Raw genomic sequence first — 22,519 nt, 5'->3', positions numbered from 1 at the left:
TGGATACAAAGATGCCCCGTTGTTTCCGAGAACCCCGATCATGCTCGAAGACGAAAAGAACCTGGACACCGCCAAGCTGGTGACGGTCGCCGAGCGGACCGATGAATTGTCGGCTTCGATCGTCGTGTCGGTGCTTCAGGACGCCGGGATACGCGCCGTCGCGACCGGCGGATTTACGTCCGGTTTTCGCGCCGAAGCACCCGGCATGGTCAAGATCAAAACGTTCGAAGAGGATGCCGAACGGGCCCGCCAAGTGATCGATGAAATCAAAATGGATCCACCGGTGTTCGACGATTAGTGCATCGTCACCCGAACAATTCGTCTAGATCGAGCACGGCTTCGGGTGCCGCCAGCGGAGAAATCCGATCACCGCGGCGAGCGACGGTGTGGTCGGTGTAGGCTTTTCCTTGAGAGCTGCGAAAGACGTGGACACAGTCACCGCCGGCGTCGACCAGCCAGTACTCCGTGATGCTGGCTTCGGCGTACAACTCCGCCTTCTCTCGAAGATCGTAGTTCAAGCTACTGTGCGAAACTTCAATCGCGAGCTTGACATCTTCGGCCGACGGATGCCTTTGTTGATAGCGTCCCGCGCGGACCCAAAGCAAGTCAGGCTCCGGTCGACTATCGAGTTCCGCCAGATCTAATCCCGTCTGCGCTGTCACGGAAATCTGGTCGGCCGACGTGGAGCGCACAGACCAGCCGGTGAGAAACATGATCAAATCGTCGTGTAGCGGACCGGCTGGATTCATTTCACGAAGCCCCCCCCGAATCAATTCAACTTTGCGATTGAGGTGGTCAAACGCACCGCACGTCACCATGCGATCGAATTCGGCCGCGGTTAAATGCAAACGGGTGCTCATTGGTAATGACTCGGACAAGTTGAGGCAACGGTCCCTCACGGGAACACCATCATGATAATCCGCCGTCATCTGCCTCGTCAAAGCATGCCGCTGGCGCGCAGCACCGCCTCGTGCGTGGCGATGTCGTGCGCGGCGTCCCAACGCAGCTTTTTCTCACCGCGGATCACGCTTGCCAGATCCAAAAACTCCTCATCGTAGCGCCCTGATGGACTTTCGAACGTCACGTCCTGGTATCCCTTTCTAAAATCGCCGCGGGGACGATCCAGCCCCAATCTGCCTTTCGGTGTCGGTTCCAACGGCCGAATCTCAAACGTGCCTTCGGTACCGGTGACGGAAAACTGGCGACGGGCACCGCCCATCGGATCGATGTGGTTGCAACGAATCGTCGCGATCGCTTGGGGATAGTCAAACACCGCCAACTGGTTGTCCGCAAACGTATCTTTCTCGGGAAACGTCCGCCGCAGATGTGAAGTGACGTTCTCCGGCGGCCCGAGCAACGAGACGACTTGATCGATCAAATGGCAGGCCAGCTCGAACATGCCGCCACCGGAAATCTTGGCCAGTTCCAGTCGGCCGCCGTCGTTCATGTACTTGCCCATCATGCCGCTGATCTCGGTGATTTCCCCCAGCCAGCCGGCGCGGACGATCCGATCGGCGAACTGAAACGCGGGGTTGTAACGCAGCATGTAGCCCATCTGGATGGTCAGCTCACGCTCGGTGGCGATCTCGTGCATCGCACGACAGGCATCCAACGATTCGCCGGCCGGCTTGTCCAAGTGAATGTGTTTGCCGGCCTTCAAACAACGCACCGCCGTCGGCACCAAGTTGGGGATGTCGGTTTCCACCGCCACCGCTTGCAGACCAGGCGTCGAAAGCAATTCCGACTCGGTCAACCACGTGACACCCCGATACGGATCGCGATCAACCATCGCCGCACGACGTTCCGCATCGGGCTCCACGACTCCGACGAGTTCAAAGGTCTCGGGAAACTTCAACATCGCTTGCAGCTTGCCGCTGGCGTGGGCGTGTTTGGTTCCGATCTGGCCGACGCGAATGCGAGGTTGTTCGGCGGCCTGACAGAATTGCCCGGTCGCAGTGGCAACGGCCGGCAAGGCGGCCAGCCAATGACGTCGTGAAAGTGAACGTGGGTTGATCATTAATTGCAGAACTCTTGGATGTGGAGGGGCTTCGTGACACTCCCTCTGGGATCTTGAATCGACCCAAGTGTATCAAAGGCGATGCCTGTGCGCGAGACGGATCAAACGTCGCCCCCGCTCGGGCTTTGTCGCGACGGACGGAAACGAAAGGTGGTCATTACGCAACAGCAAACGTGCGTTCGTTGCGCAAGTGTTCTAGCTGGCGGAATGGAAAAAAGAAATCGAGTGGCAGAATGATACGGGGCAGAATGATGTTCTGACCGCTCAGATCGCGTAGCCAGAATCCGACGCCTCCATCATTCTGCACCCCGTCTCGCCACGGTCGCCGCGCTAACGACGGCAGCGAAGCAACCGGAGCCGCTCATTGCTAAACTACGGTCTCACCGCCCGTCTTTCAAACCATCCAGCCGCGTTGTTCTACGACTTCGATTCCAATGAAATACCACTTGTTCCCCGATACCGATCTTTCCGTTTCCCAATTGTGCTTTGGGTGCTGGGGCATCACCAGCGACTTCCATTGGGGCGATCGCGCCGAAGAGGAATCGGTCGGTGCGATGTTGGCAGCGGTCGATGCCGGCGTGAATTTCTTTGACACCGCGCCGGTGTACGGCGACGGCGCCAGCGAAACCCTGCTCGGAAAAGTGGTCGCGGAGAACAACTTGCGTGACAAGCTGGTCATCGCCAGCAAAGTCCGCCCGGACATGATGCGTCCTGAGGACGTCAAAACGGACTGCGACGCATCACTGGCGCGTCTGCAAACCGATTACTTGGATCTCTATCAAACCCATTGGACCAGTCCCGACGTTCCGATCGCCGAAACCTGGGGAGCCCTGCGAGATCTTCAACAGCAAGGCAAAGTACGTCACATCGGGGTTTGCAACGCAGGCGTCAAGGACTTGGACGCCATTGTTCCCTTACAAAAGCCAATGACGAATCAACTGCCGTACAACTTGATCGCCAGAATGATCGAGTTTGAAATTCAACCGCGTTGTGTCGAAACAGGCATCGGGATGCTGGTTTACAGCCCGCTGATGCACGGCATGCTGGCTGACAAATACAAGACTGCCGCGGAGGTTCCCGACGGCCGAGCCCGGTCACGTCACTTCACGACCGAGCGGCCACTGGCACGTCATGGAGAACCCGGTTGTGAAACCGAGACCTTTGCGGCGCTCGATCGGATCCGCGAAATCGCCGCGTCGGTCGGATACAGCATGGCGGAGCTGGCGTTGGCCTGGACGATTGCCAAACCCGGCGTGGTCAGCGTCATCGCGGGGGCGCGCAACACGGATCAATTGCGACAGAACGTCGACTTTCTCGATCGCTCGCTGACCGCTGAAACGGTCACCGCCGTGGACCTGGCAACCGATGAACTGAAATCCGCCCTGGGCAGCAACCCCGACCTCTGGGACGGCGGCGACAACTCAAGATACCACTAGGGCACGAACCGTGGCGTAAGCTTCCAGCTTGCGATCCGTGGCGTAAGCTTCCAGCTTGCGATATCCTGAGAGAGCCGCCCGAACGCAAGCTGGAAGCTTACGCCACTTGAGTGATCGAATGAGCATCCCAACAAACCCTTATCAGTCACCGCCGGAAACCGTTTCGCCGGATACCGCCGAGCGTCAAATGGGTGGGTTTGGCAAGGTCTGCTTTTGGGCCGGTCTCGCGTTCGCATCACTCGGGTTCCTGGCGATGTTCATGCGAAACCGGCCGCCGCTCGGATTCGTGCTGATCGCGTTCGCGTTTTTTGTTGTCACATGGTTCGGCGGTCAGGCCTACCGCAAACGCGCCGTCGTCGGCATCACCCTGTGCCTGGTCCTGGCCGGCGGCACTCTGTTTCAAATGCGGCTGATGCACGCTAGACTTGCTGCCGAACGTGCGCGGCAACAAGCGCAGCAACAAGCGACGGCAGCCGAACAAGCGGCCAGGGCGATGGCGGAATCGAGACGCACCGGCAGGTAACGCTGTGAAGCATTTTTCCCATGTGTTTCTTGAGGTTTTAGCGGCAGGGCGCGAGCCCTCCGGTCCTTCCTCTCTGCCACAATACCGGAGGGCTCGCGCCCTACCGCTAAAAAATGCTTCACAGCGTTGCCCGGCACGGTGGACTCGAACACGGCTGAGTGACATCGCGTCCCCGCCCGGATTGATCACAGGGAGCCATCCATTCATGAGCACCACAGTTCTTCGCATTTCCATCATTTGCAGCTTGTTGGCTTGTCTGTTCGCGGGGAATGTTTCTGCCGCGAATGCCGTTGCGCTGCAACAGCTGACCTTTCGCGGAACGGCCGGACAAGTGATCTCGGTGGACGGTTCGGCGTTCAACGTGGTTTGTTTCCTGGGAACCGAATGCCCGCTGGCACGGCTCTATGGACCGCGACTACAGCGATTGGCCGACGAGTATGCCGACCGTGGCGTCGTGTTTCTCGGCGTCAACAGCAATGTGCAAGATTCACCGGCGGAGATCGATGAGTACGCAAAGAAGTACGCGATCGAGTTTCCGATGGTCAAAGATGCCGATCAGTCGATCGCCGACGCCTTCGGTGCGACGCGGACCCCCGAAGTGTTTGTGATCGACGCGGACGGCGCGATGGTTTATCAAGGACGCATCGATGATCAGTACGAACCTGGCGTCTCGCGTGCCGAGCCGACTCAAAACGATCTGCAAGATGCCATCGAAGCCCTGTTGTCGGGAAACGCGGTCCCAGAGCCGAGAACCACCAGCGTCGGATGCCTGATCACGCGCACGGAAAAACTCAAAACGAACGAGTCGGTTTCAACACCGGTCACCTTTAACGCCGACATCGCATCGATCCTGAACGAACACTGCGTGGAATGTCATCGCAGCGGCGAGATCGCGCCGATGGCGCTGACGGACTACGACGAAGTGGTTGGTTGGGGACAGATGATCCTGGAAGTCATCGACCAGAAACGGATGCCGCCCTGGCACGCCGATCCCGACATCGGGCATTTCGTCGGCGAGCGGAAAATGCCGCAGGAGGCGCGCGACAAGATTGCCACCTGGCTGGACAACGGAATGCCGCAAGGCAACGCCGAGGATCTCCCGACACTTCCGAGTTGGTCCGGCGGCTGGCAGTTTTCCAGCGAGCCGGACGTCGAAATCGCGATGCGTGACCGGCCTTTCACCGTCCCCGCCGAAGGCGTCGTCGAATACCAGTATTTCGTCGTCGATCCGCAATGGACCGAAGACCGCTGGATCCGCGCGGCGCAGGTGATTCCGGGTAACGCGAGTGTGGTGCATCACGCGATCGTCTTCGTCCGACCTCCCGACGGCAGTCGATTCCATGGCATCGGCTGGATGGCGGCCTATGTGCCCGGTCAACGCGCCGTCGGTTTGCCCGACGGTCATGCCCGACTGGTCCCCGCCGGATCGAAGCTGGTGTTTCAAATGCACTACACCCCCAACGGACAACAGGCAGACGACATCACGCGGGTCGGGGTCTGGGACATTGCCGCCGACGACGTCAGCCACGAAGTGTTCACGCAACTGGCGATCGATCATGAATTCGAGATTCCCCCGGGAGTGCGCGATCACGTCGTCGAAATGTCGGTCGATTCCTTTCCGCCGAACAGCCGCATGCTGGGCATCACACCGCACATGCACCTGCGCGGTAAATCGTTTTGGTTGCAAGCCAATCGCCCCGGCGGGCAGGTCAAACCGCTGCTCAGCGTGCCGCATTACGATTTCAACTGGCAACACTGGTACGAATTCAAGACCCCGATCGACTTAAGCGACGTCGAATCGTTGCAGATGTCCGTCAGCTTTGACAACTCAGCCCGCAATCCCTTCAATCCAAATCCGAACGACTTCGTTTCTTGGGGTGATCAAACCTGGGAAGAAATGGCGATTGCGTTCTTCGACGTTGCCATCCCCCGCGGCGGTCCGCACTACCGGGTCCAAAAGCCAAAGGCACTCTCGCAACGTCAACGCACCGAACGTGAAAAACGGATCGAGGAACACGTCACCCAGTTCATGGCGTCCATGGATACGAACCGAGACGGCATCGTCGAACGTGACGAGACGCCGGTCACGTTCCAACGATTCGGGTTCCGTCACGTCGACCGAAATCGCGACGGAAAAATCGAATGCGATGAAATCAGAACCGCCGCGGCGGAGCGACTGTGACTGGGACGAAGCAAACAACGGGCTTCGGCGCACGGCTGTTCTTTTGGTGGGCCGATCACCCAGGGGCGCAAATTGCGGTGTTTGTCGTCATGTCGACGCTGGCGACGATCGGGTTTACCAACCCGGCCCTGATTACCGATCTAATTCCTGAAACCGTGGAACAAGCCGACGATTCGGGGACATCCAATCGCTCCGATCGGCGCAACATGGACTACCCGGGTGGCGGCCGCGTCCCCGACAACGTCCAGCCCTTTCAAGTCGGCGGCGGACAATGCGTCTTGGTGGCACGCGTCGATCCGTCGGGCGAGGCGGACCTGTTCACCGGATCGCATCTGCGCGCCATGCGACAGGTCGCCGAGGGGTTGCAGTCGATGCCCCAGATTGACAACGTGATGTGGCTCGATAGCGTTCCCGGTTTCAACCTGTTCGGACTTTCGGGAACGCTGCTACCGAGTGACAACGCGTCGAAGCGACAATTGAACGAGGCTCGCGACCGAGTCCTTGAGAATCCGCTGGCGGTCGGCCAACTGATCTCCCAAGACGGTCGGACGGTGTTGATGCACTTGGGGATCGATTGGTTCTTTGTCACCAGCGACGCAGCGGTGACCAGCGAGATCCGGGAGCGCGCCCAATCGATTGCGGCGAAAATCCCCGGTGTCGCGTTGGAATTTCAACTGACCGGCCCGGTGCCGTTGCACTTGATGATGGCGAACAATCATGTGACCGATTCGACCAAGTACCAACTGATCGGGTACTCGATCATGTTGCTCTCGGCGGTGATCCTGTTTCGCGGTTTCTCGGCCGTGATGATCGTCGCCGTGGCGCCGGCCGTCGGTGTCTTGTGGACGACCGGGATGTTGCATTTCCTGGATCTGCAAGACAACCCGTTCAACGACATCATCGTGCCCGTGTTGGTCAGCCTGGTCGGGCTGACCGACTCGGTGCATTTGATGGTCGAGATCCGCCAACAACGTGCCAGCGGCCTGGCGGTCAACGAGGCGGCGCGGCGTGGAATCTCGCGCGTCGGCATGGCGTGTTTACTGACCAGCACCACGACGGCGATCGGATTTTTGTCACTGTTGTGGGCTCATCACGAGATCGTCCGCGACTTCGGTCTCTGCTGCGTCGTCGGTGTTGCGATGACGTTCGTCAGCGTGTTGACGGTGATCCCGCTGGGATGTCGTTCGCCACTGGGACGACGACTGCACGTCGGGCTGGGCAAAAGTCTGGTCGACGGCCAGTTGCGCCGGATCGGGCCGCTGGTCGATTGGGTGCTGCGGCGCGACCGCGCGGTCGCCCGCATCGCGATCGCCGTCACGTTCGCACTCGCGATCATTTCCTTGCAGTTGCAACCCGACGAAAAACGTTACAGCGGATTGAGCGAATCGGGCGAAGCGGCCCAGGCGCTTCGGCACCTGGACCGGTCACTCGGCGGGCTGGAATTCAGCACCGTTGACGTCCACTGGTTCCATGATTCAGACGAAAGCGAACTGCTGGACGTGCTCGGCGAAATCGACGCCTTGTTGGCCAGCGAACCGCTGATCGGCAACCCGCTGGGGGTCGGACAATTGCTGGCGGCGCTTCCGGGCGACGGCGACGCCAAGGAACGGATGACGCTGCTCGAATTGCTTCCGCCTTCACTCAAACGCGCCTTTTACGTCCCCGAACGTCGCTTCGCGTCAGTCCAGTTTCGTGTTCAGGACCTGGGCATCGCCGCCTACAGCGAGCCGTTCCAGCGGATCGAACGCGGGTTGAATTCGATCGCCGATCGGCATCCCGATTTCGGTCTGGCGCTTGAGGGAAATGCGGTCTGGCGTTGGCGCAACATCTATCAAATCGTCACCGACCTGGCGACCAGCTTGGGGACGGCCAGTGTCGTGATCTGGCTGGTGCTGACGATCGTTTACCGCTCGATCCGCATCGGTTTGATCTCCATCATTCCCAATCTGTTTCCACTTGCCGCGACGGCAACCATGCTGGTTTTCAGCGGCCAGCATTTGGAGATGGTAACGGTGTGCGTGTTCACGATCTGTGTCGGGATCGCGGTCGACGACACGATTCACTTTCTGACGCGTTACCAGGAAGAGATGAAGCTGGGTGGCCAGCACCAGGAGGTCATTCGCCGCGCGTTCACCGGAGTCGGGTCGGCGCTGTTGATGACGACGATCGTGCTGGTCGCGGGTTTGGGATCCGCGATCGTCGGTGATTCCCGCGACGCCCGGTTGTTCGGCATCATGGGCTGCCTGACGCTGGCCACCGCACTGTTCGCCGACGTCCTGCTGCTGCCCGCCATGCTCAGCCGATTCGCCAGGTCCAAGGACAAGGTGGGGTAAGCATCCTGCTTGCCGTTGTGGGAGAGGTTTCCTGCTAGAACGCAAGCTGGAAGCTTACGCCACGTCCGCAAGCTGGAAGCTTACGCCACTTGTTGCTATGCGAGGACTCCCGGCAGAATGCCCGTGCTGTCGGCGAATCGCTCGTGGCCGGTTCCGAATGCGTTCAACATCGCGGCATACAGGTTCGACAAGGGCGTGTCTCGGCCGAACGAGAGGTGTTGACCGGTGGCGATCCGCCCGCCGCCGCTGCCACCCAGCAGAATCGGCAGGTTGTGCGGGTTGTGGCTGTTCCCGTCACGCAGCCCTGATCCGTACAGAATCATCGAGTTGTCCAGCACCGTCCCCTCGCGTTCCTTCATTGAGCGAAGTTTGCCGAGCAAGTAGGCGTACTGTTCGACATGCCAACGGTTGATCAACTGATACTGGCGCAGTTTGTCTTCGTTGTTCTGGTGGTGCGAGGTGTCGTGGTGACCACCGGAAACACCGTCCAAGAATGAAAAATTGCGTCCGCTGACGGCGTTGCCGAACATGAACGTGCAGACGCGCGTGGTGTCGGTTTGGAATGCCAACGCAATCATGTCCAACATCAACCGAACCTGTTCGACGTACGCGTCGGGGCGTTGTTCCGGAGGCCGGTTCTGGCGATCCAGCTTGACCAGCGGTTGCCACTGTTTGGCCCCTCCAGCGTCCTGGTTCTGTAGCCGTTTCTCGACCGAGCGGACCGATTGCAAGTACTCTTCCATCCGTTGCCGGTCCGCCGCACCGAGTCGATGCTTCAACTGATCGGCATCTTCCAAAACGCGATCCAATAGCAGCCGATCGCGTTGGGCGGCTCCCTTGTTGGGGTTGCCGGCACGAAACAGCCGATCAAATACCAAGTGTGGATTCAATTCCCGCGCCAGGGGACTGGTCGGACCGCTCCAGGCGATGTGCGATCCATAGACACGGGTGTAACCGACGTTGGTGTCGACCCCGGTCGTGACCGGATCGATGCCGAGTTCCAACGACGGCAGCGGCGTAAGTTTTCCCGAGTAATCGGCGGCGACCTGGTCCATCGAACGACCGTTGCAGTTCAGATCGATCCCCAGGGATTTGTTGATCGTCGTGCAGGTCAAGAATCCCGAACACTTGACGTAGTGTCCGTCGCCAAAGTTACTGGCTTGGTTCCACAAGTTCGTCAGCACCAGCAGTTGGTCCTTGACGTCGGCCAACGGCTCCAGCGTCGGCGTCAACTCGAAATCGCGGCCGGTTGCTTCCGGCGTCCACATGTCCTGCCGAACACCGTTGGGAACGAACAACGCCGCCATCCGCAGCGGCGAGTCCTCGGGGGCCTTGCCCTCCGACTCGGCCGCCGAAGCCTTGCCGGGCATCATCGCTTCGAGCCAAGGCAACGCCAAAGCAGCCCCGGCACCGCGCAACAACGTGCGACGTGAGAGCGGCATGTGACGGTTCGTGTCGTCGTCCAAATAGACGTTCATCTGTTTCATCCTTTTTTGAATGTTCGCTTTCATTGTAGCTTGTTGAAGACAAGCGAAGCTACGAACCCTGCTTGTATCGAAACGGAATGCTCTTGACGATTTCCAGAATCAACGTTTGCGCTTTGTAGTCGTCTTCGGCCAGTTTTCGCGTGATCGACTCGACCACACAGGCGTCTTCATTCGTCAGCCCACGAGCCAATGCGTAGCCGAGCATCTTGGACGTCAAATTGCGCATGAATTGCTCTTTGCGATCCATCAACAGCCCTTTCAATTCGTCGGGCCCGTTGAACGTCTCCCCGCTGGGAAGCTGACCGCTCGCATCGATGGCGACGCCGTCTGCATCGGTCCGCCATCGGCCCAGCACGTCATAGTTTTCCAGCCCAAAACCGAGTGGATCCATCGCCTGGTGACAGGAGGCGCAAACCGGATCCGATCGATGCAATTCGAGTCGCTCCCGCAACGAAGTCGGTTGGGCGGCATCGCCGGCTTCTTCCAAGGCAGGCACGTTGGGCGGTGCCGGCGGTGGCGGGGTGCCGAGCAGCGTTTCCAACACCCATTTCCCGCGCAACACGGGACTGGTTCGGTGCGGGAATGAGGAAACCGCCAGCACCGCACTCATCCCCAGCAACCCGCCGCGACGGTCTTTTTCACTGAGTTCGACTTTCTTGGGCTGCTCACGAAACTCACCCTTGACCTTGTAATGCCGGGCCAGCGTTCGATTGACGTAGGTAAAATCCGAATCGATCAAATTCAACAGCGAGCGGTTGTCGGCCAGCAAGTCTTCGAAGAAAAAGATCGGCTCGTACTTCATGCCGCCTTCGAGTTCGGAGTCGTAGCGTCCTGCGATCGATTTGTCGGGTTTGAATTCGCGTCCGAGCGCCCGCGTGCCCAACCATTGCTCGACAAAACTGGTCGCGAATTCACGGACTTTCGCCCCACGACGCAGACCGCGGCGGTCGACGTCACTGCGTAGCATCCGGGCGACCTGCTGTTCCAGCACGTCGTCGTCGTGCAACTTGCCTTGTGCCGCCAATCGCATCAATTCGTCGTCCGGCATCGACGCCCACAGAAAGTACGACAGACGCGATGCCATCTCGTAATGCGAAACGAGCGTCGGTTCGTCGGTTTCGCCGGCCTGTTCGAACAAGAACAAGAACTTAGGCGACACCATCGCGGCGACCAAGGTGAACTCGATCGCGCTGGTGTACGACTGGTCTTCTTCATAGACCCGGTTGAACAGTTGGGTGTATTCGTCGATCTCCTCGGCGCCGGCGGGACGGCGAAACGCGCGGGGCAGAAATCCGGCGAGCACTTCGCGAGCGGCTTGTTCCGGCGACCGTTTGTCGTTCGGCGTGGCCGTGATGATCCGTTTTCGATCGTCTGGATCTTTTAACGCGTGACCGATCGCCGAGCGCGCCGCATCCAAGTACTTTTCCGCATAGATCGGCGAGATGAACAACGTCTCGGCCGCGTTGTCAAACCCTTCCCCGCCCGCTCCATCGTCGGGCAACGCGTGGCCCGCATTGATGGGAATGCCCAGCAGGTCGCGAACGGTGTTGGCGTATTCGGTCCGATTGAGCCGTCGCAACATCGGGCCGCCAGGCGATACTCCGTCGTCGCAGACCGCTTGATAGATTGTATCGCGAATCCAATCGACAAATGCCGCCCGCGTCGCTTGCGATGGCGTGTCGGACTCGGGCGGAGGCATTTGGCCTTCATGAACCCGCGTCGCAATCCGATTCCAAGCCTCGATCGAACCGGCGACGTCTTCGACCGATGCGAATCCTTCCAAGTCCAATCCCGACTCTGCGTCTTCGCCGACATGGCAATCGATGCAATACGATTGCACGAACGCAACGGCACCCTCAGCGGTCAACCCTTTCGGCGCAGCGTTGTTGTCACTCGCATCGGCTGCACGTGCGTCGTCCGCATCGGCGACGGGCCGTTCCAAACCGCACAGCCCCAGAACGAAAATTGCCAGCGAAAACACAACCGCGGGCGCGCAAACCGGTCGGGCAAGTCGTGATGCCATAAAAAACTGTTGAGGTGGGCAGAAGCACCCCGCGTAGGCAATCTGGGTTGCCACACGGGATTCTCTCTTCATTGTAGGATGGGCTGGTCATTATAGACGACGATGCCCTCGACGAATACTCGAATCGAATCGGTTCGTCCCTCAATTCGACGCCTCCGCGATTGCCCACCCCATTCCCCACGAGTTGCCCTCCATGAACGATTCTCGATTCCGACCCGATCAACCGCCGCGTTTCTCTTTTTCACGTCGCCACGCGCTCAAGACCGTCGCTGGGCATTCCCTTGCGCTGCCGATGATCGGGTCGTTGTGTCACACGACGGCGTTTGCAGCGGAGGAGGTCGCCCCCCGGAATCGATTCCCGCGAATGATTCAGGAATTCTTTGTTCACCAGTTGCGACAGTTTGAAAACGAACACCGCCGCACGCTCAACGGATTGAAGACCGAACAAGATGCGCGGCGTTATGTCGAATCGGTTCAAGCGAAGTGTCGCCAATCCTTCGGTCCCAATCCGGAAAAAACACCGCTCAATGCCCGCGTTACCGGAACCGTCGAACGCGAGACCTATCGCATCGAAAACGTGATCTTTGAAAGCCGTCCAGGATTTCCGGTCACGGCCAATCTGTACATCCCCAACAACTCGGCCGAACGAATGCCCGCGGTGGTCGGTACCTGCGGCCATTCCTCCAACGGCAAGGCGGCCGAGCCCTATCAAGCGTTCGCACAAGGGTTGGCGCGTCTCGGTTATGTCTGCTTGATCTACGATCCGATCGGACAAGGCGAGCGTTTGCAGTACCCCGATGAAAACTTGAAATCCGAAATCGGCGTCGGCGTTCGCGAACATCTGCACGCCGGCAACCAACAGTTTCTGGTCGGCGAGTTTTTTGGCAATTGGCGCGCCTGGGACGGAATCCGTGCGCTCGATTATCTGACCACCCGCCCCGAAGTCGATCCACAGCGGATCGGCGTGACCGGCAATTCCGGCGGCGGGACGATGACCACCTGGTTGTGTGGGCTGGATGACCGCTGGTCGATGGGCGCCCCGGCGTGCTTTGTCAGCACGTTCCGACGCAACTTGGAAAACGAATTGCCGCAAGACACCGAGCAGTGCCCGCCGGATGTGTTTCCGCTGGGGCTGGACCACAGCGATTTCCTGGCCGCGATGGCACCCAAGCCCATCATTATCCTGGCCAAAGAACAGGACTTCTTTGACGTGCGTGGAGCGGAAGAGTCGTACGAGCGACTTCGCCGGCTGTACAAATTGCTCGGCGCCGAAGACAACGTGGCGTTGTTTGTCGGACCGACCGGTCACGGATACTCGCAAGAAAACCGCGAGGCCATGTACGCCTGGTTCAACCGTGCGGTCGGATGGAACGATCGACAAACCGACGGCCTGTTTGACGGCGTCATGACCACGACGGCGGAAGTTCCCTTCACCGCCGAGCCGGACATCCAGATCGAGAAAGACGAAACGCTTTGGTGTACCCCCGACGGACAAGTCGCACGACTGGAGGGCACGCGCACCGTCTTTGATTTCACACGCGACAAATCAGAGCAGCTCGCGGAGAAACGGAGCCGTCCGCGTGGTCAAGCACTGCGATCGACCCTGGTTGATGTTTTAAAGCTAAACCTTGATGGGTTAAAGGTCCCCGACTATCGAAACTTCAGTTACCTGAACGCAAAGGGATACCCTTCGAAGTACGCGATGGGTTACACCGTGGCAACCGAACCGGGAATTCATGCGATCGTCTATCGCTTGACCGATCAGCGCTGGCATTCACGTCCGCCGCGCGCCGGCAAACGCGCCGTTTTGTACGTTTCACACTTGTCCAGCGATGCGGAACTGCGTGACGAACCGCTGATCGGCGAACTGATCGAGTCCGAACCGGAAACGCCGTTTTTCACCGTCGACGTCCGCGGCATCGGCGAATCACTTCCCGGCACCAGCCAACCCGGCACGTTCCACAGTCCTTATGGCAGCGACTACCTGTACGCGATCCACAGTGTGATGCTTGGGCGACCCTACGTGGGCCAGAAAACGTTTGATGTGCTGCGTGTGCTCGACTGGCTCGCATCCATCGGTCACACCGAGATCCATTTGGCGGGACTCGGCTGGGGAGCCTTGCCGGCAACGTTCGCCGCCGTCCTTTCCGACCGCGTCAAGCAGGTGACGCTGAAGCAGGCGCTGCCATCGTATTCCGCGATCGCCGAAAGCGAGCACTACGACTGGCCGCTGGCGACCTTGTTACCCGACGTGCTCACCCACTTCGACCTGCCAGACTGTTACGCCGAACTCGAATCCAAACAGCTCCAGCAAATCGACCCCAAAGTGGCGTAAGCTTCCAGCTTGCGATTCTCCAGTGGCGTAAGCTTCCAGCTTGCGACCCCAGTGGCGTAAGCCACCGCACCAATCCTAAAGCAAGATCGCAAGCCGCGCCGGTCTCACCGCACCGGACGGCTTGCGGCCTGTCGATTTTACCGGGATCTGCTGAGTCTAAGGTGAGCCGCTGGCCGTAAGGCCTCGGGCGGGCGCCAAGATGCCCGGCCGCTTACGCGTCACGGCTCACTCAATCAACAGCCCGCTCGCGCCGTGCCGCTAAAATAACGCGTTACGGCAATTGCGGAACCACCACTTCCCCCGCATCATCGACCGGATAAACCGCGTCGTGCTGCTGAAGCGCCTCGATCAAGCCTTGCATCATCCGCTTGAGCACCTCGGGCCGGGACTTGGCCAGGTTGGTCGATTCAAACGGATCGTCGGCCAAATTAAACAGTTCGTAATTCCCGTCGGCGAACTGAATGTGGCCTCCGGTGGTCTTCGTGTGCGGCAACGCGTGGTAGATGACTTTCCAGTCCCCGTTGCGCCAGACGGTGAAGTAGTTGCTGCGGTGCGGCCCGTGCGGGTAGTGCATCAAAAACTGCTCGGGACGATCGGCGTCTGGTTGTCCGGTCAGCAGCGTTTGCAACGGTGCCCCGTCGACGGCGTGACCGTCCGGGACTTCGGCCGCGGTGAGCTGGGTCAACGTGGGGAACAAGTCCTCGACCGACGCGACTTGGTGCTGAATCGCACCGGCGGGGATCGGAAGGGATTGCTGCAACGCGTTGTCCGGATTCGGCTTTGCCCACGCGGCGATCAACGGCACACGCATGCCGCCGTCGTAGTGCGCGCCTTTCTTTCCACGCAGCGGTGCCGCGCACGCGACCTCGTGCTGGTGTCCCAGCGGCGCGTCGCTGCCGTTGTCACCCAAGAAAAAGATCAGCGTGTTTTCGGCGACACCGAGTTCGTTGAGGTGGTCCAGCATGTCGCCGAGCGATTTGTCCATGCCTTCGATCAACGTCGCAAAAGCCTGTGCGTTGGCGGGTTTGCCGGAGTCCTTGTAGTGGTCGGCAAAACGCGGATCCGACTCGAACGGCCCGTGGACCGCGTAGTGCGAGAAATACAGGTAAAACGGCTTGTCCTGCTCCACCGTTTCGCTCACCCGCTGCTTGGCTTCGATCGTCAGCGCTTCGGTCAAGAACGTGTCGCTGCCATGATACTTTTCCAATCCGGGGACCGCGTGGTGGGCACGTTTCGTTCCTGCACCATAATTCTTTTCCGCGTAATAGCTGCCCGGGGCTCCGAATGCGGCTCCGGCCACGTTGACGTCAAACCCCAAATTCAGCGGTTCGGCGCCTTCGCGACCTTCCGGTCCGAAGTGTCCCTTGCCGACGTGAATCGTCGTGTAGCCGCGTCCGCGCAAGACATCCGGCAGCGTCACGTCGCCTTCTTTCAGCCCCGCCCAATTCCAATTCGGCGCGCCGTTCTTGCCCGCATTGTCCTGGCGGGGATTGATCCAGTTGGTCGTCCGGTGCCGAGCCGCATTCTGCCCGGTCATGATGCTCACCCGCGTCGGCGAACAAACACTCATCGCGTAAAACTGGTTGAACCGAATGCCTTGCGCGGCCAACCGTTCCATCGCCGGGGTGCGATAATGATCATTTAGAGGGTAGCGTTTGGGATTTCCCGCTTCATCGGTCAGAAAAGGAACGGACGTGTCCATCATTCCCATGTCGTCGACCAGAAAGACCATGATGTTGGGCTGTTCCGCGGCAACGGAGACCTTCGGCGCGGCAAGCAGTGCGGCGACCAACGCGGCGGCGGCCGCCAAAAACGTGCAAACAGACTTCATGACAGGGGATGTCTTGCGGGAGGGGAGAATCAAATTGAATCGTTGAGCGTCAATTGTAACTGGTTTGTGTCACTCGAGCGCCAGGTGAATCCCACTTGCCGGCTGTCGATTTGTCGGGATCTGCTGAGTCAATGGTGAGCCGCTGGCCGCCAGACCTCGGGCAGGCGTCGCCGTGCCCGGCCGCTTACGCGTCACGCGGCTCACAAAGACGACAGCCCGCTTGCGGGGATCGTCGATGCGTACCAGACAGGCTGGAAGCCTATCCCACTTCAAGATCCGACATTTTTATTTCGCTCGTTGCGAAAGCGGCCCTTCGACTTGCAACCAATTCAGGCAGGTATTGGACCCCTTGGCGCCGGAACCGATGTCAACCGTCAGCCGTCCATCCTGGATCGAAACCTCGCCTGTGACTTCAATGAACTCGCCCTCGGGCGTGCTGACCCGATCAATCCATCGATGGCCTTCGACGGACACCGATTGCAAGGACTGATCGTGCCCCGAATCACCGATACAGACGCTGATGCGGTAGCGTCCGTTGGCAACACGGCACTCCCACGTGGCCGTTTCGCGAGTGAACACAAACGAGTCGCCCGGTCCATCGATTCGGTTTCGTTTGCGATGGTGTTGGCGAAGGTCATCCGTCCATCCATATCCGCGTTCGTGGTCATAACGCTGCCCATGGTCGGCAACGAAGCCGTCGTCCACGGCGACACCAGGACCGCAAAAATCAAACGACTGGCACGGCACGCTGGGGATTTCCGGCACACCATCTCGATCGGCAGACAGCACGCGACGCTCGATTTCAAACCGGATCGGTTCGTTCGGAGTGAACAGCAGCGCATCGTCCCGATCGACAATCCCATCGCCGTCGGCGTCCTCCAAGCTCAGACGTTGGAATGCCCACCCGTCCGATCCCTGCTGTTGAATCACCGTCCACCAAAGCTGACAAAACTCACCGCGTGTCCCCGATGTCCACTCCGGCGGCAGCGACGCCCCTTCGACCTTGGCCACGACCTCGGCAATCCAGTCTGAACTCGCCGGATCATCGGGCCGAAAGTCGACGTCGCGAATGCCCAGGGGTAGAAGCCGGAGTGCCGCCAAACGGTTGATCGCGACAAACGCCGGATGCCCCGAATCCAAGTCGCGAAACGGCCACAGCAGAATCGGAGTCGCGGCGTCGACTTGACCGCACAGCGCGTGTCGAACGGATTCCAGTAGCGCTCGATCGTACGGGATCTGTCGTGGCGAAACCGCAGCATCGAGTGCGACCGCCGCCGTCGCCCCGGCCGCCTGACCGACGTGAATCCGTTGATCATGCAATCGGATCGCGGCGCTGACGATGCTGCTGAAGCCGAGATTCCCTTGCGCCCCGAGCAGTCCGTTGAATCGTTCGGGAACCAGACTGCGCAGCGGGAACACACTCCGATCGCTCAAGAAATTGGTGTGGCGCAGCGGTTTGTGAAAATCAATCCAAGGCCCCTGATTCCCTTCGCCGGAGGCGTTTTCGCTGATCAAATACGTCCGCCCGGTGCGGTGAAAATCGTAGTGAAACTGCCAGGCGAACAAACCATCGGGATACATCACCGCGGCAAACCGCGGCGTCGCCTTGGTTTTCGTATCGCCGTCACGATTGCGACCGTCTTGCTCACGCATCATGTACATCGCTTTCAAACGCAGTGATTCGCGGATGTAAGGCTTGGGCGGCAACCGGTCCGGTGTTCCAAATTCGTCGCTCAGATGGAACCGACGAAATGAATTGGTTTGGTCGGGCGCGCGATCATGAACAAAATTTTGCAGGTGATACAACACCCCGAGCGAGTGTTGTTTGGCATCGCGAAAGATGATCTCACGCTGTGGTCGTGACAGGACCACGATGTTTTTCTGTGACGCGCCGGGCTCGGTGGCTTCGAGTGCGTCGGCGACGTGGGCCGGCAATCGTTCCAGTGGATAATCTTGGCCGTTCATGTAGTTCAGCAGAATCGCAGTCTTGCCGTCGCGACTGGTTCGGCCTTCGACGATTCGTCGAACCGAGTAGACGCTCAACTGCCGTTTCGATGTCTCGTCGGCATCGGGCCAGTGCCGGATCGCGCCCAGCCGCACCTTTTTGACATCCCAATCCAAGTCACGAAACTCGTTCAAGCTGAAATGCGTGGCGCGGGGATAGTTTCGATCGTCAAATCGGGATGGCTTGGCGATCGGGGTTTCCTGATCGGATTCCGCAACGATCATCGCCCACGTGATCGGGTTCATTTCATTGGTCGGCGCGTTCTCCGGAGCGCTCGGTTCGCCGTAACGTGAGGGCGGATCCGGGCCGTATTCAAAAGCGGCTCCCGACGCCTGAATTGCATCGCCCCAATCCGAAGCATCGATGGTGAGTTCCGCACGGACGTGCAAATCCGGGTCGGAACCATCCAGGGGCGCAAACCACAATCCCGTCAAGGCGGGGATTTTCTCAGACCGATCGACGTCGGCTTTGACCGGATAGCGATCGGTCACCAGCACGACTTGGCCGGTCTGCAAACAAGGACGCAACATCTCACGAAAGATGGCTTCCGCTTCCGCAGGGCGAAACGTCGACGGCCCGTGATGGGGCAGCCCCGGCATCGGCGAGCCATACTTTGCCGTATTGAACGCCTCGATCCGATCCATCAGCTCTTTGAACAGGCCGAAGCGGTGGAAGGAACGTTTCATCGGATGCCAGTCCACGCCCCAGCCGACTTTGCCGACGCCCTTGTTTTCATCGACACAGGCGAGTGCTTGTTCGGTGAACTGACCGCCCAGCCAGCGTCCGTCGTGCACGATGACGATCTTTTCGACCCCCAGTCGTGCGGCCTGGATCGCCGCCGCCCAACCCGATTCGGTACCGCCGACGATCAACAAGTCGGCATCCATCTCGTCCGCTGTCTTGGCACTGGGAATGGAAACGAACAAGCCAATCAGCAGAACAAAGACAAAACGCATCTTGCAAAAACCTGGGGCGATAATACAGTCAGAAAGACAGAAGTTGTATCGTAGCAGTGGGATGGGCTTCCAGGCTCGTCAAGCGTCGACGAGCCTGCAAGCCTATCGCACTCAAATCTACATCAACTCGCCGATCACTTCGCCGTGATCCATCAAGACGTGGGGACGACCGGATCGATCGTGGATCATGCGTCCGGGATCGATGCCCAACTGGTGATACAGCGTTGCGACGACGTCGGTGTAGTCGACCGGTCGATCGGTCGCTTCCCCGGCGACCTTATCGGTTTGTCCCAGAACGACGCCGCCGGGCATGCCGCCTCCAGCCATCATCCCCATCGACAGTCGCGGCCAGTGATCGCGTCCGCCCTTGGCATTGACCTTCGGCGTGCGACCGAACTCGCCCCAAGCCAGCACGGTGACGTCGTCCAGCATGCCGCGCGACTGCAGATCCGTGACCAAGGCGTGAAACCCGAAGTCGAACAGTGGACCGAGTTGTTTCATCCGATCGTTGTTGTTCGAGTGGGTGTCGAAATCGCTGAGCGAAATGCTGACCACACGCACGCCGGCTTCGACCAAACGACGCGCCAGCAGAAACTTCAATGCCGCCTCGGGGCCTTCGCTGGTGTAGGACTGTGTTCCGCCGGCGGGCAATTTCGGCGTGTAGTGTGCGATCACGCGAGGATCTTCCTGGTCCAAATCCATCGCCCCGGCGAATGCCCCCGACGTCAGGATCGTGTACGCCTGCCTGGTGAAATGATCCATCGCTTCCATTTCACCCGAATCGTCGAGCGCACGATTGAACTGATCCAGACGCTTCAGGAGTGCGAGACGATCATCGATTCGATCGACCGGCAACTCCTTGATCAACTTGAGTTCTGTTTTGTGGCCGTCGCCCAACCGAGCCAATTCGCCCTTCATGCCCTCTTCCAGCTCGCGTTGGAATCGATCCGAAATGTCCGGACGGAACGGTTTGACACTTGGGCCCAAGAATCCGGGCCGCGCGCTGTTGCGAACCAGTGGCCGGCCCTGCATCAGGTCAACGAAATTGGGCACCTGGTCTTCGGGCGAACCGAGCAGGTGATTGACCACACAGCCGAGTGCCGGCCGGCCGCCGATCGATTGCAACACCGTTTCCTTGTAACCGCTCTGGCATTGAAACGCGTGGTGTTTGCCATCCGCTCCGACCAACGACCGCAGAAAAACCAACTGGTCCGCGATCCCCGCGCAGCGTGGCATCAACTCCGTCAGACCGACTCCGGGAACCTTCGTCCCGATCGGCGCGAACGGGCTACGCAACTCCGACGGGGCGTCCGGTTTGGGATCGATCAGATCCATCTGCGGCGGCCCACCATCCAAGTGAATGATGATGACCGATTTCCGCGATGGTCCGCCTGACGACTGCGCTTCGGCGGCGAGTACTTCGGGTAGGGTCAGCCCCGCGATCCCACTGGCACCGGCGCAAAGAAAACTTCGTCGTCGAAAACCGCTGCAGTTGGCAAACGCTTGGCCGGACGTGAATCGAAACATAACGGGTGTTCCCCCAACGGTGGCACAGGTTCTGGCTCCCATATCGTATCATGAACCCACGGCCATGAGGTCTCGCCATCGGTCTGTGACCCCCACTTGGCGCAGGCAGCTGCATCACCCGCTGCAAACAACGTCTTGCTTGGGACAGGGCAGTCAGTCCCAATTGATTGCAATTCAGGCAGGAAACTGGATAATTCGGCGACAACTTCTCGCTAGCTGACGCAAATGCATTCGTGAATCCCTACGAGCCCTCGACGCAATCGACATTAAAACGTCGGGTCACGACACCGTACTTTGTGCTGGCTTCACACGCACGGCGCAATTCCTGGCATTTGGTGTCGCGCCGTGCATGATGGCTTTTTCTGTGTATATATTTTTTCGCGGCGTGAAGAATCGACGACTCAACAATGACAATGATTCCCGATGATCTAAGACATTTCCTGGAGTCTAAAAGGCAATTGGCTTACGACACACAGTCATCGATTGTGGGGGAGATCACACTGAAGGCTTTTGGTGATCTGTCACGCTCCATCATTCGCGTGTACCCCGGATGTCAATCGATTCCCGACGATCCTTACGAGTCGCTGGATGGAACGTACCAAGTCGATGTGTTTGATCTGATCGCATCGTCAGACAAGTACTCCCCCGAGGGAATGTTTTGCTGGATTCCATCTCTCGAACTATTCGCGTCAATTGATTCCGAGCATGGAGATGTACTGGCATTCCCGAAAGTATCTTGGTCAATGGTAGCAAGGAATCCGCTGAAATACCTTGAGGCGCAATGGGATGCGACGGGCTACGGAAAGCGGCTGTATCCGTGGCTGCATTTCCCTTTCGTTTCGGAGGATCTTGGCATTCGGCTATCCCCCTATCCGAAAACTTGCGAACTCCATCAGTCGTCTATTCGAACGTGGCGCGATAACCGTCATCCGTTGTTTGAGGTCATTCGTGACGCTGATCCAGAGGAATGGTTTGCTGCCTCTCGTGATCGCTTCCCCTACTCTGGTGTTCCTGCGAGCGAGACCAAGACGTTTGGGTGCAAAAACTGTTCGAAGTTAGAATCCATCTGGGTCGAAAAGAAGTTTGATGAAATCCCCGTTGCCACCGTGAAAGCAAACGCAGCAGGGTTTGTGAAATGCCCGAATTGCCACATTCACTTCTCGGCCAAAGACCAAACAGTTTTTCTAGATGGTGTGCATCATTGCGGGCAGAAGATCAATGTTCTCCCTTTTGATTCCGGAACAAAGTAACAATGCGGTGCGCGCGGAGTCGGCGAGTCGTGGTTATTGAAGTGGACGATCACTCGCGGCGACCCTCGTGATCGCCAGTCATCGATTCGTCGCGTGAAAAGGGGTCAGGACTCTTTTTCGTCGTTATCCGAGGTTTCCAATCGGCGGGAGACGTCGCTGGACGGGATGCTGGGATTCGCTGCGACCCCGTCCGGGGTCGAGGGGAGGATTGTGGGCGTGGCCCGGAGGTGGCGCTGCGCTGACCTCCGGCTACTCGCTGAAATCCCTCCGGGATAAAGTGGACGCTCGAGCGTAGAAGGCGTCAGGACTCTTTTTCGTCGGAGTCGGTCGGTTTCCGGGGCGCCAGTCAGCAGGAGACGTCGCTGGGCGGGGTGCTGGGATTCGCTGCGCCCCCGTCCGGCAACGCTGTGAAGCATTTTTTAGCGGCAGGGCGCGAGCCCTCCGGTGTTGTGGCAAAGATGAAAAACCGGAGGGCTCGCGCCCTGCCGCTAAAACCGCAAGAAACAAGGGCGTGGCCCGGAGGTGGCGCTGCGCTGACCTCCGGCTACTCGCTGAAATCCCTCGGGACGTCAATTTTATGACTGCAAGATTCATGGCTCCCTTCTCCCCCACAA

14 protein-coding genes are annotated in these 22,519 nt (G+C 59.1%); 7 read left to right on the top strand and 7 right to left on the bottom strand.

Annotated features, from left to right (window positions below; genetic code table 11):
* Nucleotides 1–40 precede the first annotated feature (40 nt).
* Complete coding sequence (locus tag Enr13x_RS15795) at nt 41–298, top strand: putative signal transducing protein (protein WP_145387637.1); 258 nt, start codon at nt 41–43, stop codon at nt 296–298.
* Between the two features lie 7 nt (nt 299–305).
* Here the strand turns inward: Enr13x_RS15795 and Enr13x_RS15790 are convergent, their stop codons facing one another.
* Both Enr13x_RS15790 and Enr13x_RS15785 read right to left on the bottom strand, forming a co-directional pair.
* On the bottom strand, nt 306–860 hold the full coding sequence (locus tag Enr13x_RS15790; RefSeq protein ID WP_145387635.1) for a Uma2 family endonuclease: 555 nt from the start codon (nt 858–860) through the stop codon (nt 306–308).
* A 77-nt stretch (nt 861–937) separates the two neighbouring features.
* Nucleotides 938–2,017, bottom strand: a complete 1,080-nt coding sequence (locus Enr13x_RS15785) for a Gfo/Idh/MocA family protein (protein ID WP_197456055.1) — start codon at nt 2,015–2,017, stop codon at nt 938–940.
* A gap of 434 nt (nt 2,018–2,451) precedes the next feature.
* Between Enr13x_RS15785 and Enr13x_RS15780 the strand changes: the two genes are divergently transcribed.
* The 4 genes from Enr13x_RS15780 to Enr13x_RS15765 all read left to right on the top strand — a co-directional run bounded on the left by Enr13x_RS15780 (nt 2,452) and on the right by Enr13x_RS15765 (nt 8,491).
* Entirely contained in the window at nt 2,452–3,453 is a 1,002-nt protein-coding gene (locus Enr13x_RS15780) for an aldo/keto reductase (RefSeq protein WP_145387633.1), read from the top strand.
* A gap of 118 nt (nt 3,454–3,571) precedes the next feature.
* Nucleotides 3,572–3,976 carry a hypothetical protein gene (locus Enr13x_RS15775; protein WP_145387632.1) on the top strand — a complete coding sequence of 135 codons (405 nt, stop codon included), beginning with the start codon at nt 3,572–3,574 and terminating at the stop codon, nt 3,974–3,976.
* 205 nt (nt 3,977–4,181) lie between these two features.
* Nucleotides 4,182–6,158, top strand: a complete 1,977-nt coding sequence (locus Enr13x_RS15770) for a redoxin domain-containing protein (protein ID WP_145387630.1) — start codon at nt 4,182–4,184, stop codon at nt 6,156–6,158.
* A 77-nt stretch (nt 6,159–6,235) separates the two neighbouring features.
* A complete protein-coding gene (locus Enr13x_RS15765; protein WP_145387628.1) occupies nt 6,236–8,491 on the top strand; it encodes an efflux RND transporter permease subunit in 2,256 nt (751 codons plus the stop codon).
* A 95-nt stretch (nt 8,492–8,586) separates the two neighbouring features.
* On the opposite strand, the gene Enr13x_RS15760 is transcribed toward Enr13x_RS15765, so the two are convergent.
* Complete coding sequence (locus tag Enr13x_RS15760) at nt 8,587–9,969, bottom strand: DUF1552 domain-containing protein (protein WP_145387626.1); 1,383 nt, start codon at nt 9,967–9,969, stop codon at nt 8,587–8,589.
* Nucleotides 9,970–10,027: 58 nt separating this feature from the next.
* Complete coding sequence (locus tag Enr13x_RS15755; protein WP_197456054.1) at nt 10,028–12,001, bottom strand: DUF1592 domain-containing protein; 1,974 nt, start codon at nt 11,999–12,001, stop codon at nt 10,028–10,030.
* Nucleotides 12,002–12,194: 193 nt separating this feature from the next.
* Here Enr13x_RS15755 and Enr13x_RS15750 point away from each other — a divergent pair, with 193 nt between their 5' ends.
* On the top strand, nt 12,195–14,336 hold the full coding sequence (locus Enr13x_RS15750) for an alpha/beta hydrolase family protein (RefSeq protein ID WP_197456053.1): 2,142 nt from the start codon (nt 12,195–12,197) through the stop codon (nt 14,334–14,336).
* 271 nt (nt 14,337–14,607) lie between these two features.
* Here the strand turns inward: Enr13x_RS15750 and Enr13x_RS15745 are convergent, their stop codons facing one another.
* From Enr13x_RS15745 to Enr13x_RS15735, 3 genes are all read right to left on the bottom strand, one after another.
* On the bottom strand, nt 14,608–16,167 hold the full coding sequence (locus tag Enr13x_RS15745) for a sulfatase-like hydrolase/transferase (protein ID WP_145387623.1): 1,560 nt from the start codon (nt 16,165–16,167) through the stop codon (nt 14,608–14,610).
* Between the two features lie 285 nt (nt 16,168–16,452).
* Complete coding sequence (locus Enr13x_RS15740; RefSeq protein ID WP_145387621.1) at nt 16,453–19,128, bottom strand: FAD-dependent oxidoreductase; 2,676 nt, start codon at nt 19,126–19,128, stop codon at nt 16,453–16,455.
* Nucleotides 19,129–19,245: 117 nt separating this feature from the next.
* A complete protein-coding gene (locus Enr13x_RS15735; protein WP_145387619.1) occupies nt 19,246–20,655 on the bottom strand; it encodes a DUF1501 domain-containing protein in 1,410 nt (469 codons plus the stop codon).
* Between the two features lie 407 nt (nt 20,656–21,062).
* Here Enr13x_RS15735 and Enr13x_RS15730 point away from each other — a divergent pair, with 407 nt between their 5' ends.
* Nucleotides 21,063–21,905, top strand: coding sequence for a hypothetical protein (locus tag Enr13x_RS15730; RefSeq protein ID WP_145387617.1), 843 nt, complete (start codon nt 21,063–21,065; stop codon nt 21,903–21,905).
* Nucleotides 21,906–22,519: the final 614 nt, after the last annotated feature.

This window comes from Stieleria neptunia (assembly GCF_007754155.1).
GTDB classification, from domain to species: Bacteria; Planctomycetota; Planctomycetia; order Pirellulales; family Pirellulaceae; genus Stieleria; species Stieleria neptunia.
The sequence above is the reverse complement of the archived record's forward strand: the minus strand, read 5'-3'. Positions and strand labels throughout refer to the sequence as shown.

Excerpts from the sequence above, each read along its gene's own strand:
- Enr13x_RS15795 (WP_145387637.1), top strand. The coding sequence starts at position 41 with ATGCTCGAAGACGAAAAGAACCTGGACACCGCCAAGCTGGTGACGGTC.
- Enr13x_RS15790 (WP_145387635.1), bottom strand. The coding sequence starts at position 860 with ATGAGCACCCGTTTGCATTTAACCGCGGCCGAATTCGATCGCATGGTG.
- Enr13x_RS15785 (WP_197456055.1), bottom strand. The coding sequence starts at position 2,017 with ATGATCAACCCACGTTCACTTTCACGACGTCATTGGCTGGCCGCCTTG.
- Enr13x_RS15780 (WP_145387633.1), top strand. The coding sequence starts at position 2,452 with ATGAAATACCACTTGTTCCCCGATACCGATCTTTCCGTTTCCCAATTG.
- Enr13x_RS15775 (WP_145387632.1), top strand. The coding sequence starts at position 3,572 with ATGAGCATCCCAACAAACCCTTATCAGTCACCGCCGGAAACCGTTTCG.
- Enr13x_RS15770 (WP_145387630.1), top strand. The coding sequence starts at position 4,182 with ATGAGCACCACAGTTCTTCGCATTTCCATCATTTGCAGCTTGTTGGCT.
- Enr13x_RS15760 (WP_145387626.1), bottom strand. The coding sequence starts at position 9,969 with ATGAACGTCTATTTGGACGACGACACGAACCGTCACATGCCGCTCTCA.
- Enr13x_RS15755 (WP_197456054.1), bottom strand. The coding sequence starts at position 12,001 with ATGGCATCACGACTTGCCCGACCGGTTTGCGCGCCCGCGGTTGTGTTT.
- Enr13x_RS15750 (WP_197456053.1), top strand. The coding sequence starts at position 12,195 with ATGAACGATTCTCGATTCCGACCCGATCAACCGCCGCGTTTCTCTTTT.
- Enr13x_RS15745 (WP_145387623.1), bottom strand. The coding sequence starts at position 16,167 with ATGAAGTCTGTTTGCACGTTTTTGGCGGCCGCCGCCGCGTTGGTCGCC.
- Enr13x_RS15740 (WP_145387621.1), bottom strand. The coding sequence starts at position 19,128 with ATGCGTTTTGTCTTTGTTCTGCTGATTGGCTTGTTCGTTTCCATTCCC.
- Enr13x_RS15735 (WP_145387619.1), bottom strand. The coding sequence starts at position 20,655 with ATGTTTCGATTCACGTCCGGCCAAGCGTTTGCCAACTGCAGCGGTTTT.
- Enr13x_RS15730 (WP_145387617.1), top strand. The coding sequence starts at position 21,063 with ATGACAATGATTCCCGATGATCTAAGACATTTCCTGGAGTCTAAAAGG.